This window comes from Billgrantia ethanolica (genome assembly GCF_021404305.1).
GTDB lineage: Bacteria > Pseudomonadota > Gammaproteobacteria > Pseudomonadales > Halomonadaceae > Halomonas > Halomonas ethanolica.
Map to the genome: position 1 here is coordinate 1 of NZ_JABFTX010000001.1, position 13,202 is coordinate 13,202.

Genomic DNA, 13,202 nt, shown 5'->3' on the forward strand with positions numbered 1-13,202 from the left:
GAGTGGACGCACCTCTGGTGTTCCGGTTGTCACGCCAGTGGCATTGCCGGGTAGCTACGTGCGGACGGGATAACCGCTGAAAGCATCTAAGCGGGAAGCCCCCTTCAAGATGAGACATCCCTGAGGCCTCGAGCCTCCTGAAGGGCCCAGCGAGACCAGCTGGTTGATAGGTCGGGTGTGGAAGCGCTGCAAGGCGTTGAGCTAACCGATACTAATGGCCCGTGAGGCTTGACCATATAACCCCAAGGGGTTTGCGCATTGCGCACGACATTGACGGATACGCGCCTGAGCGAGAGCCGGGTCGAGACGATCGCGTCAGCATGATTCCGACCGTTTTCGCCTGACGACCATAGCGAGTGGGAACCACCTGACCCCATGCCGAACTCAGCAGTGAAACCGCTCAGCGCCGATGGTAGTGTGGGGCCTCCCCATGCGAGAGTAGGTCATCGTCAGGCACCTTTTCAGAAACCCAGCTTCGAGAGAGGCTGGGTTTCGCCGTTTGGGGGTCCCAAAACGTCCCCCTGATCGCCAGCGGGACGACCCGATGGTGTGCTTGCCAACCCGGGGACGGCCTCGGACCCTCAAGAAGGAAATCTCAATGGCCTGGTTGTTGTTGGTCGTGGCCGGTCTTCTCGAAGTGGCGTGGGCGTTGGGCCTGAAAGCGTCACACGGCTTTACCCGGCCGCTCCCCAGTGTACTGACCGTCATCGCCATGGTGGCCAGCTTCTACCTGCTGGCACAGGCAATGAAGGTGCTGCCCGTGGGTACCGCCTACGCCATCTGGGTAGGCATTGGTGCGGTGGGTACGGTCTTGCTGGGCATTCTGCTCTATGGCGACAGCGCTTCGCCGCTGCGGCTGCTCAGCCTGGTGTTGATCCTGGCCGGCCTGGTGGGTTTGAAGCTGGCTGCTTAACAATTGATAGGCAAGAAAGTACCCGTATGAAGCAAAGCCCTGGCCGTGAAGGCCAGGGCTTTGTCGTGTTCGGCCGTCGGGAGTCCGACGACCCGGACGGGGCGGCTTATACGACGCCTTGATCGATCATGGCATCGGCCACCTTGCGGAAGCCGGCGATGTTGGCGCCCAGCACCAGGTTGGTGGGCTCGCCGAACTCCTCGGCGGTGCCCGCACACTGCCTATGAATCCCTGCCATGATCGCCTGTAGCTTGGTATCGACCTTCTTCAACGACCACTGCTGCATACTGCTGTTCTGCGCCATCTCGAGCTGGCTGGTGGCCACGCCGCCGGCGTTGGCTGCCTTGCCGGGCCCATAGGCGATCCTGGCTTCGAGGAAGCGGTCCACCGCAGTGGCGGTGGAGGCCATGTTGGAGCCTTCGCTGATGCAGTGGACGCCGTTGCCGAGCAGCGCCATGGCGTCGGCCTCGGTCACTTCGTTCTGAGTGGCGCTGGGGAAGGCAACCTCGCCCTTGATGCGCCATACGGCATGGCCGTCGCTCGGGTAGTCCTGAGCATCGATATACGTCGCCTCGGGATGGTACTCCACATACTCGCGCAATGTGGTCCGCTTGACCTCCTTGAGCAGCTTCAGCGTCTCGAGGTCGATGCCTTCCGGGTGGTGAATCGTGCCGCGGGAGTCCGAGCAGGTAATGGGGCGGGCGCCGAGTTGGTAGAGCTTCTCGATGGTGTAGATGGCCACGTTGCCGGCGCCGGATACCAGGCAGGTCTTGCCGGTGATGCTGTCGCCGCGCGCCTCGAGCATGTTCTGCGCAAAGTAGACTGCACCGTAACCGGTGGCTTCCTTGCGGCCGAGCGAACCGCCCCAGTTCAGCCCTTTGCCGGTGAAGACGCCCTCATAGCTGCCGGTGAGACGCTTGTACTGGCCATACATGTAGCCGATCTCTCGGGCACCTACGCCGATGTCGCCGGCCGGTACATCGATGGTCGCGCCGATATGGCGATACAGCTCGTTCATGAACGACTGGCAGAAACGCATGATTTCGCCGTCGGACTTGCCCTTGGGGTCGAAGTTGGAGCCGCCCTTGCCGCCGCCGATGGGCAGCCCGGTCAGAGCATTCTTGAAGATCTGCTCGAAGCCCAGGAACTTGATGATGCTGGCGTTGACGCTGGGGTGGAAGCGCAGGCCGCCCTTGTAGGGACCCAGGGCCGAATTGAACTGGACGCGATAGCCTTTGTTGACCTGTACCTTGCCGGCATCGTCGACCCAACTGACACGGAACATGATCTGACGCTCAGGCTCGACGATGCGCTCGATGATGCTGTGCTGGTGGTAGCGCGGCACCGTTTCGAGCAGCGGGCGCAGGCACTCGAGGACCTCCTCGGCCGCCTGATAGAACTCGCTCTGGGCAGGGCTGCTCTTTCTCAGCCCTTCGAGGGTGTCGTGCACGTAAGTCATGGCTGTGTCCTGATGGTAAATAGGTGCGCTCACTATAATTCAATGCACCAATATGCAGCAATTGCATAGGCTATGTCGGAATTAGACATTGATATGAGTCGAAATCGCTTTCAAATTGCCGTTTTTTGCGCACCAATATCGAGCATTAGGTAATTTTAAAGGACGATTTTTTAACGATATCGAGATGGCCGACAGCGAAGGCCAGGGCTGGTACCATGCGTCACCAACGAATCCGTGAGAGAAACGCCGATGTCCAGCCTGGCAGAACGCATGGTGCCCGATCAGCTGCTCTTCTACTGTCGTCCTGGCTTCGAAGCCGATGTGGCGGCCGAAGTGGCGGCAAACGTCGAGCGACTCGGCTGGCAGGGCAGGGCCGAGTTCATCGATCAGTCCGGGTTCGTGAACTTGGTCGTCGACGATGAGCGACCGGCCAATGAGCTGCATCGTCAGCTGGCGTTCGAGCGGCTCATCTTCGCGCGTCAGAGCCTGGTGGCGCTGCCGTCACTGCAGCTGGAGCGTGACGACAGGCTGTCTCCCATCCTCAAGCAGGTGGTGGAGAGCGGCTGGAGTTTCGATTCGATCTGGCATGAGACGCCCGATACCAACGAGGGCAAGGCGTTGGCGGGGTTGATCAAGGCGTTGACGCGCCCGCTCGAGTCGGCACTGCGCAAGCGGGGGGCGCTCCGGCGCAAGGGCGGTGGGCGTCGTTTGCATCTGTTCTGGATGGATGGCGATCTCGTGCAGTTGGGCATGAGCTTTCCGGGTAACCGCAGCGAACTGCCCGGCGGTATTCGCCGGTTGCGCTTCCCCGCGGCGGCGCCCAGCCGCTCGACGCTGAAGCTCGAGGAGGCCTGGCACGAGTTCATTCCGCGCGAAGAGTGGGACGTGCGCCTTTCCGAGGGAATGCAGGCGGCGGATCTGGGGGCGGCACCCGGCGGGTGGACCTGGCAACTGGTTGCTCGGGGCATGCATGTCTTTGCCATCGACAATGGCCCCATGAAGGGCGACCTGATGGCCACGGGGATGGTTGAGCATCTGCGCGAGGACGGATTCGTCTGGGAGCCGCCCTATCGGTTGGACTGGCTGGTTTGCGATATCGTCGACAAGCCGGCCCGGGTCACCGCCATGGTTCAGCGTTGGCTAATTCGGCGCTGGTGCCGCGAGGCGATCTTCAATCTCAAGCTACCGATGAAACGACGCTGGGAGGAGGTGCAGCGCTGTCTGGCGCTGCTGGAAGAGGCGCTGGAGGATGCCGGCGTCCGTGCCACGCTGCGCTGCCGGCATCTCTACCATGATCGTGAAGAGGTCACGGTGCACGTCAGGCTGCTCGACTGACACCAGGTCAGCTGTAGGGGCCTGGAGCAGAGGCCAAGTACTGAGGTCAAGTACTGAGGCCAGGTACAGAGGTCAGGGCGTTTCAGTAGGACGGTTCGTAGATGCGGATGGTTTCGTCCTCGGTGAGCAGCGGCAGGATGCGCTGCATCACCCTGGAGCGTTCCTCGCTGGTGTACCATTCGTTCCAGGCGTTCAGGTCCCGCCACTTGACGATCATCAGACGTCGGTCGCTGCGGCCGCGCTCGACCAGGGTTTCGCCGCCGACGAACCCTCTGGCACCGAGAGAGAAGCGCATCGCCTCACGGGCGGCTTCTTCGTATTCCTCTTCCAGGCCAGGCATGATGCGACGTTCGATTATGATCTTTATCATCTAGCAGTTCCCTACGCCGAGGTCGATCGATGACGAATACCGCCGACTCGCAGCCCGTCCACCAGGTCGAGCTGGACACGACCGGTCTTTACTGCCCGGAGCCGATCATGCTCATGCACAACAAGGTGCGTGACATGCGCTCTGGCGAAATACTCAAGGTGGTGGCGACGGATCCCGCCACCACCCGCGACATCCCCAAGTTCTGCAGTTTCCTGGGGCACGAGCTGGTAGCGCAGGAGGAGTCGGACGGCCACTACCTCTACTTTATCCGCTTGGGCTGATGTATCGCCACCCCCTGCCGCGTGCCTAGGCCCTGTCTGAAAGCCCCTATCTGGAAAGTCAGCGAGCGAGCCATTTTCGGACAGTGCCTAGCCGTCGGCTCTCACGGTGGTGTTGGGCATGACCATCAGCGCAAGGGCCTCCAGCGTGCCGGGGTCCTGCTCACGAATTCGATTGGCGATGCTGCGCTGAAAGAAGTAGACCATCTTGTGGCGGCTTCGGCCCGGATAGAGGCAAGCGTCGCCGGGCAAGATCGGTGTGGTCTCGATGAGTGACTCATCGGCCAGCAGAGCTTCCACGTTACCGTCGCTATAGAGCCGCCAGCCGAACACTTGCTTGAGCTGCCAGGGACGGTCGTCGTCATCGATGCACAGGGCATGGGTGCCCTGGGTGTCAGGAATCTGCTGAATGAGGGTGATGTCGCGCGTCTCTTCGTAGTCGAAGTAGGCGGCGGCATGTTCCAGCTCATAGGTCTTGTGGGGTGGGGGATATTCGAGCAGCTCTCCGGTTTCAGGATCGCGATAGCCGACGAAACGGCCGTGTTCGGCATCGTCGAGCTGATGACAGGGGGTCAAGGTCTCCATCCAGGGCACCAGGCCCACGACATCGCCATCTTCGCGCAGGCCCCAGGCCAGAATGGGCATACCGTAGAGGGAGTCCGGGTCGGAGGCCAGGCTGTAGACCATTTCAAGGCCGTCCAGCTCGGGGGAGAGACGCACCAGGCGTCGCTTGGCCTGGAGCTTCTGGCGCATCGTTTCCAGGTCGATGACCCGGGCAGGTCGGGGTGACAGTGTCATACCCATGTTCCTCCCTCCAGATTCTGCATGGGCCGAGCGGCAAGGTCACGGCTGCGGCAAGGCTGACGGGATCGACTCCTACCTTCTTGCAATCACCAATATCACAGAGTTGGCATCCAAGTTAAGCCTGTCGGCACCTTTTTCGTGCGGTGTCGGGTTTCACGTGCAGCGCCTGGCCAGAGCCTGCCAATGCTGCCGATGCTCGCTGCGTGCCTGGCGCAGGGCAGGCAGGGGGGCCTCGGGGTTCTCCAGCGAGAGCCAGTTATGGCGGTAGTCATCGACCGCTTCGGGTGGGGGAACATGGCTTGCGAGCAGGTCGTCGATCGCTTCGAGCCAGCGCGACGCCAAATTCTCCAACTGGTCCAGCCAGGCGAATGCCGCCATGTCGGCCATCTCTTCGCTCAGCGCATCGGCAGGCGAGGCAAGTGCGGTGCAGCCACGCTGCGACCGGAGGTTGGCGGCAAGAAGCTCGTTCGCTTCGGTCAGACGTCTTTCGGCAAGCACCAGGGCGCGCAGCAGCTCGGCGGTCAGGGGGCGGCTGCGCAGTGAGTTGAGGTGGTTCTCCAGCGTACTCGACGGGTGCTGCCATTCGGGATTGAACTGGTTGAGAGTGGCTTGATGCAGCCAGGAGAGGGCTTCGAACTGCGCCTCGATGCCGCGCGTATCGTCCGGTACCAAGGGGGAGCTGGCGCGGGAGAAGCTGCGCACCCACTCTTCGGAATCGAACAGGCTGTTCCAGCTCACCTTCGGCAGCTGCTCGGTCTTGGTCAGCGTGAGCCGTTCAAGGCGCTCGCGGTTGGCGTCCGACAAGCCGTCGGGCACGTCGCTGTGCCAGCAGGCATGCAGGCGGCGCCACAGTTCCAGTTCGTATATCCACTGCTGACTGGGCGGCGCCACGCGCCCAAGCTGGTTGTTGCGGGCAGCGACCAGCTGTGTGATATGACAATCGCGCAGGGCGTAGACGTTGAGCATGCCCTCGCGGGTTTCAGCAACCTCGAAGAGGCGCTCATCGCGTTCGGGAAAGGCGCCGATGTTGGGTGGCGCCGTTCTCTCTGGCGCCGGCTGTCCCAAGGCTTCGGCGAGCGCCCTCTGGTACTCGATAAGCTTGGCGTCACCCTGCTCACCGCCGCCGCAGCCTGCCACCAGCAATGCGACTAGCCCTGCCATCATGCCTGCCGTCAGATGGCGTTTCACTTCAGTCCAGCGGTATCTCCTGCTTGCCATGCGCGACTCCCTTGGCCCTGCGCCGCAGTCGCTCGCCGAGCAGCAGCGCCGCCACGGTGAGTCCTGCGATCAGGCCGATCCAGTAGCCATGCACTCCCAGCGGTTCGCTCCAGCCGGGCAGGCCGCGGGTGCCCAGCCAGTGGCCGCCGGCCAACCCCACCGCCCAGTAGGCGAACAGGGTGATGACCATGATGATGCGGGTGTCCTTGTAGCCCCTCAGGGCGCCGGCCAGATTGACCTGCAGCGAGTCGGACACCTGATAGAGCATGGCCAGCAGGACCAGCGACAGGGCCAGGCGTTGCACGGCCGTATCGTGAGTGTAGAGGGCCATGACCGGCTCTGCCGTGAACCACAGCAAGGCGCTGTTGAGCAGGGCGATCAGCACCGAGACCAGTATGCCGTTCCAGGCCACCATGCGTGCCCGTTCGATTTTGCCCTGGCCCAGGGTGTTGCCGACCCTGACGGTCAGCGCCATGCTCAGGGCCAGCGGCAGCATGAACAGGATCGAGGTGTAGTTCAACGCGACCTGGTGTGCCGCCACCGTCACTTCACCCAGGCTGGCGATGAACAGCGAGATCAGCGTGAACAGCGTCACCTCGACGAAGATCGCCACGCCGATGGGCACGCCCACGTAGAGCAGCTCGCCGATCAGACGCCAGCGGGGCAGGGTGGGGGAGTGCCACAGGGAGACGTCGCCGTAGGCCCGTGAGCGCCGCGTATAGGCGATCATGGTCAGACACATGACCCACATGGAGAGGGCGGTGGCGATACCGCACCCCAGCGCGCCCAGCGCTGGCAAGTCTTGTATCCAGCCGGGCAACCAGTCGCCGAAAAGTGCCGTGAGCCCGTCACCGCCGTAAATCAGCACGTAGTTGCTGGGAATGTTCACCCCGAGCCCGACCAGGCTGATCCACAGCGAGGGGCGGGTGTGGTTCATGCCGTCGGAGAAGGCGCGCAGTGCCTGGAACAGTGCCACACCCGGCATGCCGAAAGCCACGGCCGAGAGATAGGCTGCCGAGCGACGTGCCACCTCGGGGGGAACGTCCATCACACGGAAGATCGGCATCACCGTGAACCACAGCAGCAGGGCCGCCACCACGCCCAGGGCGAGAGCCACCCACAGCGCCTGATGCACGCTGGGACGGATGCGCTCGGTGGTGCCGGCGCCTAGCAGGTGAGCGATGATGGGCGTCAGGCCCATCAAGGTGCCGGTCATGAACAGCATAAGCGGCAGCCACAGGCTGGAGCCCACCGAGACTGCGGCCAGGTCGGTGGCGCTGAGTCGCCCCGTCATCATCACGTCGGCCACACTCATGCCGGCCTGGGCCAGTTGAGCGCCACAGATGGGCAGGGCGAGACGAATCAGCGGCCGCGTTTCCGTGCGGCTGACGCTCAGCAGGTCGGAGAAGAACGTTGCCAAGGCAGAAGGCTCCATGCGTGTCGAAAGCCTGACCAATGCGTCAGGAGAACCGAATATGTTAGCAATATCCGGTGAATTTCGCTGTGTGGTCGACTCGCCTATACTGTCCCGCCGTTCAGCCACACAGGAAGCCAGCGTGACGCATCGCCTCGAGGACGTGATCGCCCTGTTCGACGGGCTCTTTCAGGATGGTTTCAATACTCGCTTGGTGCGCGGCGGCAACGAGCCGCTCTATCTGCCTGCCGATACGGCCTGCCCCTGGCACCGGGTCATCTTTGCACGTGGCTTCTATGCCAGCGCCATGCATGAGATCAGCCACTGGTGCATCGCCGGTGAGCGGCGCCGCCAGCTGGAGGACTACGGCTACTGGTACCTGCCCGACGGTCGCGATGCCGAGCAGCAAAGTCGCTTCGAGGCGGCGGAAGTGGCGCCTCAGGCGTTGGAGATGCTCTTTTCACGCGCCTGTGGGCTGCGCTTTCACGTCAGTGTCGACAACCTGGGCGGTGAGGTGGACGTCGACCGTCACGCCTTCGCGGCCCGGGTCACGGCCCGCGCGGCGCGCTACGAACGCGAGGGGCTTCCCGCCCGGGCGGCGGCCTTTCATGCCGCGCTGCAGGCTTTCTACCAGCAGGGGCGCGCCCTCGAGAGTGCCGTTGCCGGCGGCCTCGAGCTCTTGGCTCAGGCAGTACCGGCCGACTCCCACGCCTGCCTGCCGAGCTGAAGCAGTGGCTCTAGAGCGGGCATGGCCTGGCGCGCAGGATAAGCCACGCCGACGGTCTGGCGAATGTCGAGTCCGCTGAGAGGCCGGCACTGCACGTCCGCATGGCTGAGGATCTCCGGCCAGGCCGGTACCAGTGAAGCACCGACGCCGGCCGCCACCAGCCCCAGGGTGTATTCGATGGTGCGCAGGCGTGCACGAACCTGACAGCGCACGCCGGCATCGCTCAGCGCCGATGCCAGCTGCTCCATGGCGGCACAGGGCTGGCGCCAGATGAACGGCAGACCGTCGAGGTCGCTCAGCGATACGGACCCCTTCAAGCCCAGAGGATGGCCGCCGGGCAGCGCCAGCAGATAGCTGTCGTGCCAGATGGGTTGAAATGCCTCGCCAGCTGCCAGGTCCTGTTCGCCGATGATGCGGGCGTCGCAGCGCTCCTCGGGATTGACCAAGGTTAGGGCCAGGTTGTCGCCCTGACCGATGTACTCCTTGAGCAGTGCCGTCATGCGGTTGGCCCCGAGCGAGCGCATCAGGCCCAGGCGTACCGGCGTTGCGGGCGCCGGCGTGCGGAACAGACGGTCGATGGCGTTGAGGTCTTCGCTGACCTGACGCGCCAGCGGGTAGAGCCGGTGGCCCTCTTCGGTCGGCGTTATGCCGCGCCGATGACGTTCGAACAGTGGCGTACCCAGGCGCTCTTCCAGTTGCGCCAGCGCCGTCGAGATCGAGGGTTGCGCCACGTGGCAGCGTCGGGCGGCGGCGCTTATCGAGCCGCCCTCATAGGCGGCGATGAAGTAGCGCAGGCTGCGTATATCCATAGGTTAGGCCTATATCTGGGGCAGGATATCGATATTATCGCTTTGTCTACCGGGCGCGCTAGGCTAGAGGCATCCACCCTCCTTGCCTGCGGAGCCAGCATGGTGCTCGAACCCCTACCTCAAGAGCAGCGTTTCTTCACCGCCCTGCGCAGCGGCGACTGGCCAACCCCCGAGCGCGACTGGTCGCTCGATGCGGTCGGGCTCTCTGCGGCGGGCCTCGTCGAGCTGTTCGAAACCCAGCTGATGAGCCGCCACCTGGACCTGCACGCCCGGCGCCTGCAGGCTCGAGGCGAGGCCTTCTACACCATCGGCAGCGCCGGTCACGAGGGCAATGCCGCCATCGCCCGCGCCTTTCGCGCCACCGATCCTGCCTTTCTGCACTATCGCGACGCGGCCTTTCTGATCCAGCGCAGTCGCGGTGTGCCGGGGCAGACGCCGCTGTGGGATCTGTTGTTGAGCTTTGCCGCCTCGGCGGATGACCCGGTCTCGGGCGGGCGGCACAAGGTACTGGGCTCGAAGTCGCTGCACGTGCCACCGCAGACCAGCACCATCGCCTCGCACCTGCCCAAGGCCGTGGGGGCCGCCTACAGCTTCGGCCTGTGGCGGCGGCTGGGCGGCGGCGGCGAGTGGCCCGCCGACGGCGTGGCGATCTGCAGCTTCGGCGATGCCTCGTTCAACCACTCCACCGCCCAGGGCGCGCTCAACGCCGCCGGCTGGGCGGCCTATCAAGGGGCGCCGCTGCCGCTGGTGATGGTGTGCGAGGACAACGGCATCGGCATCTCCACGCCCACGCCGAACGGCTGGATCGAAGCCAGCATGCGTTCGCGCCCCGGCTTTCACTACCTGGCCTGCGACGGCCTCGACCTGCTCGACACCTGGCGGGCGGCCAGGGAGGCCGAACGCATCGCCCGGCGGCGCAGGCAGCCGGTGTTCCTGCACATGCGCTGTGTGCGGCTCTACGGCCATGCCGGCTCCGATGCGCAGCAGGCCTATCTCTCTCCCGCGCGGATCAAGGCCGACGAGACCCGCGACCCGCTGCTGGTCACGGCCGGGCTGCTCGAGCGTCACGGCGTGCTCGGGCGCGATGCCATCGAGGCGCTCTACCGCTCGGTGGCCGAGCGGGTCGCGCATGTCGCCGAGGAGGCGATCCGTCGGCCCAAACTGGAGACGGCCGCTCAGGTCATGGCCAGCATCGTGCCGCCATCAAGACCGGGCCGTGCACGTCCCTGGCAGGACGAAGTGGACCCTACGCCGGCCCCCATGGCCAAGCTGCTGAATCAATCGCTCGCCCGTCTGATGGAGCGCTATCCCCATCTGGTGATGGCGGGCGAGGACATCGGTCGCAAGGGCGGCGTCTACGGCGTCACCCAGCGCCTGCAGGCCCAGTTCGGGCCGCACCGGGTGATCGACACCCTGCTCGACGAGCAGAGCATCCTCGGGCTCGGCATCGGGCTGGGGCAGAACGGCCTGGTGCCGATTCTCGAGATCCAGTTCCTGGCCTACCTGCACAACGCCGAGGATCAGCTGCGCGGCGAGGCGGCCACGCTCAGTTTCTTCTCCAATGGCCAGTACACCAACCCCATGGTGGTGCGCATCGCCGGGCTCGGTTACCAGAAGGGCTTCGGCGGTCACTTTCACAACGACAACGCCATTGCCGTGCTGCGCGACATCCCCGGCCTGCTGGTGGCTTGTCCGTCGAACGCCGCCGATGCCGTGGGTCTGCTGCAGGAGGCGGTGCGCCTGGCCGACGAGGAGCAGCGGGTGGTGGTGGTGATCGAACCCATCGCGCTCTACCACACCCGCGATCTGCATGAAGAAGGAGATCAGCAGTGGTGCTTCGCCGACCCGGGGCCCGAGCATCGCCTGGCGCAGGGGGCGCTCGGCCAGTGGGGCGAGGGGCGCGAGCTTGCCATCGTCACCTACGGCAACGGGGTCTACCTCTCGCGACAGGCGGCGGCAAGGTTGGAGGCTCAGGGCGTGCACCTGCGCATCGTCGACCTGCGCTGGCTCACCGCCATCGACCATGATGCCGTGCACCGTCGCGTCGCCGAATGCGGCCAGGTGCTGATCGTCGACGAATGCCGGCGCAGCGGCTCGCTCAGCGAGGAGCTGATCACCGCGCTGGTAGAGCGCGGCATGCCGAGCGACAGGCTGCACCGGCTGACCGCCGAAGACAGCTTCATCCCGCTGGGGCGGGCGGCCACGGTCACGCTGCCTTCGGTGGCGGCGATCGTCGAGCAAGCGCTGCGCCTCGCCGCGCCCGGAGCGAAGGAGGGGGCAATGACAAAAACACCAGGCAAGGCGATGGCAGGGAGCGACACCCCATGAGCCAACGACACGCTAACGAGCCCCAAAGCAGCAGCCGCGAGCGGCTGCTGCTCGTCTGCCCTGGTCGCGGCACCTACAACGCCGCCGAGTGGGGCACCCTCAACCGGTTGGCGGGCGGCAGCGAGTGGCTGGCACGCTTCGACGTCAGGCGCCGCGAGGCCGGCATGCCGACGCTCACGGCGCTGGACGGCGAGACACCCTTTCGCCAGAGCCTGCACGGTCGCGGTGAACACGCTGCCCCGCTGATCTATGCCTGCGCCTGGGCCGATCTGCTGGCCATCGACCGCGAGCGCTACGAGGTGGTGGCGGTGACCGGCAACTCCATGGGCTGGTACATCGCCCTGGCGGCGGCAGGTGCCCTGGGGCCCGACGAGGCGCTGCACCTGATCGGCAGCATGGGGCTGCGCATGCAGGAGACCCTGGTCGGTGGGCAGGTCATCTACCCCTGGGTCGACGAGGGGTGGCGGCCGGACTGGTCGCTGCGCCAGGAACTGCTGGGGCTGATCGAGCGTATTCACGGCCGGGGCGGAGCGGAGCTCCATCTCTCCATCGATCTGGGCGGTATGCTGGTCTTCGGTGGCAACGAGGCGGGGCTGGCGCGGCTGACCGAGAGCCTGCCACCGCGCGAGCGCTTCCCGCTGCGGCTGCACCAGCACGCCGCCTTCCATACGCCGCTGCAGGAGGGGGTGAAGCGCGAGGCGCGCCGCGCGCTGGCAAACCTGCCGCTGCGCTCGCCCGAAGTGCCGATGATCGATGGCCGCGGCCATATCTGGACGCCGTGGAGCACCGATCCGCAAGCGCTATGGAATTACACCCTGGGCGAGCAGTTGGTCGCGCCCTACGACTTCACGGCGGCGATTCGGGTCGGCGTGCGTGAGTTCGCGCCAGACCGCATCGTGATCCCCGGCCCGGGAGCGACCCTGGGCGGGGCCACGGCCCAGGCGTTGATTCAGCTCGGCTGGCAGGGCTGGAGCGACAAGAGCGATTTCCAGCGGGGCCAGGCCGAGGAGCCGAAACTGCTGTGCATGGGCCTGGCGGAGCAGCGCGAGTGGCTGCTGGCTCGGCGGGAGTCACTCGCCGTTTAGGCGCTGATGCAGATGCAGCATCACTTCCACTTCGTGCTCGGGCCGCATCGGCTCGAGCCCCATCTCGCCGAACAGCTCGTTGCGTGCGCGGCTCCATTCGCCGGCCGAGAGTGCGGGATAGAGGCTGTCGGCCGGTGCCAGCTCGACGAAGGGGTCGATGCCGTAGGTGTCGAACAGCCGAGCCAGGGCGGCTTCGTCGCCGCTGACACCGGCGGTGAACAGGGTGGCGTTGAAGTGGTCGCTCTCCAGCTCCCGGATCACGTCGAGCGGACTCGCGCCGAAGCTGTGCAGCTCCTCCAGGCTGTAGCCGTTGAGCTCGTTGAACTCGTCGTCGAGCCAGTCGTCGTCGGGCTGGATCAGCGTGTGCTTGATCCTGCCGTCGCTTAGCACCCAGGCAATGGCCAGGGGCAGGTCACTGTCGGCGCCGGTTTCCACGGCGATGAATCCGGGTATGTCGGCCAT

13 protein-coding genes and 2 rRNA genes are annotated in these 13,202 nt (G+C 65.0%); 8 read left to right on the forward strand and 7 right to left on the reverse strand.

Annotated elements, in window-relative coordinates; all coding sequences use genetic code 11:
- The 3 genes from HOP53_RS00005 to sugE all read left to right on the forward strand — a co-directional run.
- A 23S ribosomal RNA gene (locus HOP53_RS00005) occupies positions 1-236 on the forward strand; the annotation flags it as partial.
- Between the two features lie 103 nt (positions 237-339).
- A 5S ribosomal RNA gene (gene rrf / locus HOP53_RS00010) occupies positions 340-455 on the forward strand.
- Between the two features lie 143 nt (positions 456-598).
- Positions 599-913, forward strand: a complete 315-nt coding sequence (gene sugE, locus HOP53_RS00015) for a quaternary ammonium compound efflux SMR transporter SugE (RefSeq protein WP_176342892.1) — start codon at positions 599-601, stop codon at positions 911-913.
- Positions 914-1,019: 106 nt separating this feature from the next.
- On the opposite strand, the gene gdhA is transcribed toward sugE, so the two are convergent.
- Positions 1,020-2,372: an NADP-specific glutamate dehydrogenase gene (gene gdhA, locus HOP53_RS00020; RefSeq protein ID WP_086510711.1), complete on the reverse strand. Its 1,353-nt coding sequence runs from the start codon at positions 2,370-2,372 to the stop codon at positions 1,020-1,022.
- A 249-nt stretch (positions 2,373-2,621) separates the two neighbouring features.
- Here gdhA and rlmM point away from each other — a divergent pair, with 249 nt between their 5' ends.
- Positions 2,622-3,707: a 23S rRNA (cytidine(2498)-2'-O)-methyltransferase RlmM gene (gene rlmM / locus HOP53_RS00025; protein WP_234267907.1), complete on the forward strand. Its 1,086-nt coding sequence runs from the start codon at positions 2,622-2,624 to the stop codon at positions 3,705-3,707.
- Positions 3,708-3,789: 82 nt separating this feature from the next.
- Here rlmM and HOP53_RS00030 read toward each other — a convergent pair whose 3' ends face one another.
- Entirely contained in the window at positions 3,790-4,077 is a 288-nt protein-coding gene (locus HOP53_RS00030; RefSeq protein WP_010627689.1) for an antibiotic biosynthesis monooxygenase family protein, read from the reverse strand.
- Between the two features lie 29 nt (positions 4,078-4,106).
- Here HOP53_RS00030 and tusA point away from each other — a divergent pair, with 29 nt between their 5' ends.
- Positions 4,107-4,358, forward strand: coding sequence for a sulfurtransferase TusA (gene tusA / locus HOP53_RS00035; protein ID WP_010627690.1), 252 nt, complete (start codon positions 4,107-4,109; stop codon positions 4,356-4,358).
- A gap of 87 nt (positions 4,359-4,445) precedes the next feature.
- Here the strand turns inward: tusA and HOP53_RS00040 are convergent, their stop codons facing one another.
- The 3 genes from HOP53_RS00040 to HOP53_RS00050 all read right to left on the reverse strand — a co-directional run bounded on the left by HOP53_RS00040 (position 4,446) and on the right by HOP53_RS00050 (position 7,797).
- Complete coding sequence (locus HOP53_RS00040; RefSeq protein WP_234267908.1) at positions 4,446-5,159, reverse strand: hypothetical protein; 714 nt, start codon at positions 5,157-5,159, stop codon at positions 4,446-4,448.
- 153 nt (positions 5,160-5,312) lie between these two features.
- Positions 5,313-6,377 carry a DUF3080 family protein gene (locus HOP53_RS00045; RefSeq protein ID WP_234267909.1) on the reverse strand — a complete coding sequence of 355 codons (1,065 nt, stop codon included), beginning with the start codon at positions 6,375-6,377 and terminating at the stop codon, positions 5,313-5,315.
- Positions 6,349-7,797, reverse strand: coding sequence for an MATE family efflux transporter (locus tag HOP53_RS00050; RefSeq protein ID WP_234267910.1), 1,449 nt, complete (start codon positions 7,795-7,797; stop codon positions 6,349-6,351). Before HOP53_RS00050 ends, HOP53_RS00045 begins: the two co-directional genes overlap by 29 nt.
- Before the next feature lie 136 nt (positions 7,798-7,933).
- Here HOP53_RS00050 and HOP53_RS00055 point away from each other — a divergent pair, with 136 nt between their 5' ends.
- Positions 7,934-8,518: an elongation factor P hydroxylase gene (locus tag HOP53_RS00055; protein ID WP_234267916.1), complete on the forward strand. Its 585-nt coding sequence runs from the start codon at positions 7,934-7,936 to the stop codon at positions 8,516-8,518.
- On the opposite strand, the gene HOP53_RS00060 is transcribed toward HOP53_RS00055, so the two are convergent.
- Entirely contained in the window at positions 8,476-9,327 is an 852-nt protein-coding gene (locus tag HOP53_RS00060; protein ID WP_234267918.1) for a LysR family transcriptional regulator, read from the reverse strand. The two genes, HOP53_RS00055 and HOP53_RS00060, sit on opposite strands and share 43 nt — an antisense overlap.
- A 99-nt stretch (positions 9,328-9,426) precedes the next feature.
- Here HOP53_RS00060 and HOP53_RS00065 point away from each other — a divergent pair, with 99 nt between their 5' ends.
- Together HOP53_RS00065 and HOP53_RS00070 are read left to right on the forward strand one after the other, a co-directional pair.
- Positions 9,427-11,655 carry a thiamine pyrophosphate-dependent enzyme gene (locus HOP53_RS00065; RefSeq protein ID WP_234267921.1) on the forward strand — a complete coding sequence of 743 codons (2,229 nt, stop codon included), beginning with the start codon at positions 9,427-9,429 and terminating at the stop codon, positions 11,653-11,655.
- Complete coding sequence (locus tag HOP53_RS00070; RefSeq protein ID WP_234267923.1) at positions 11,652-12,740, forward strand: ACP S-malonyltransferase; 1,089 nt, start codon at positions 11,652-11,654, stop codon at positions 12,738-12,740. Before HOP53_RS00065 ends, HOP53_RS00070 begins: the two co-directional genes overlap by 4 nt.
- On the opposite strand, the gene HOP53_RS00075 is transcribed toward HOP53_RS00070, so the two are convergent.
- A complete protein-coding gene (locus HOP53_RS00075) occupies positions 12,726-13,202 on the reverse strand; it encodes a hypothetical protein (protein WP_234267926.1) in 477 nt (158 codons plus the stop codon). The two genes, HOP53_RS00070 and HOP53_RS00075, sit on opposite strands and share 15 nt — an antisense overlap.

What these genes read in the sequence shown, in the direction of transcription:
- sugE (WP_176342892.1), top strand. Translation starts at nt 599, where the DNA reads ATGGCCTGGTTGTTGTTGGTCGTGGCCGGTCTTCTCGAAGTGGCGTGG.
- gdhA (WP_086510711.1), bottom strand. Translation starts at nt 2,372, where the DNA reads ATGACTTACGTGCACGACACCCTCGAAGGGCTGAGAAAGAGCAGCCCT.
- rlmM (WP_234267907.1), top strand. Translation starts at nt 2,622, where the DNA reads ATGTCCAGCCTGGCAGAACGCATGGTGCCCGATCAGCTGCTCTTCTAC.
- HOP53_RS00030 (WP_010627689.1), bottom strand. Translation starts at nt 4,077, where the DNA reads ATGATAAAGATCATAATCGAACGTCGCATCATGCCTGGCCTGGAAGAG.
- tusA (WP_010627690.1), top strand. Translation starts at nt 4,107, where the DNA reads ATGACGAATACCGCCGACTCGCAGCCCGTCCACCAGGTCGAGCTGGAC.
- HOP53_RS00040 (WP_234267908.1), bottom strand. Translation starts at nt 5,159, where the DNA reads ATGGGTATGACACTGTCACCCCGACCTGCCCGGGTCATCGACCTGGAA.
- HOP53_RS00045 (WP_234267909.1), bottom strand. Translation starts at nt 6,377, where the DNA reads ATGGCAAGCAGGAGATACCGCTGGACTGAAGTGAAACGCCATCTGACG.
- HOP53_RS00060 (WP_234267918.1), bottom strand. Translation starts at nt 9,327, where the DNA reads ATGGATATACGCAGCCTGCGCTACTTCATCGCCGCCTATGAGGGCGGC.
- HOP53_RS00065 (WP_234267921.1), top strand. Translation starts at nt 9,427, where the DNA reads ATGGTGCTCGAACCCCTACCTCAAGAGCAGCGTTTCTTCACCGCCCTG.
- HOP53_RS00070 (WP_234267923.1), top strand. Translation starts at nt 11,652, where the DNA reads ATGAGCCAACGACACGCTAACGAGCCCCAAAGCAGCAGCCGCGAGCGG.
- HOP53_RS00075 (WP_234267926.1), bottom strand. Translation starts at nt 13,202, where the DNA reads ATGGCCGACATACCCGGATTCATCGCCGTGGAAACCGGCGCCGACAGT.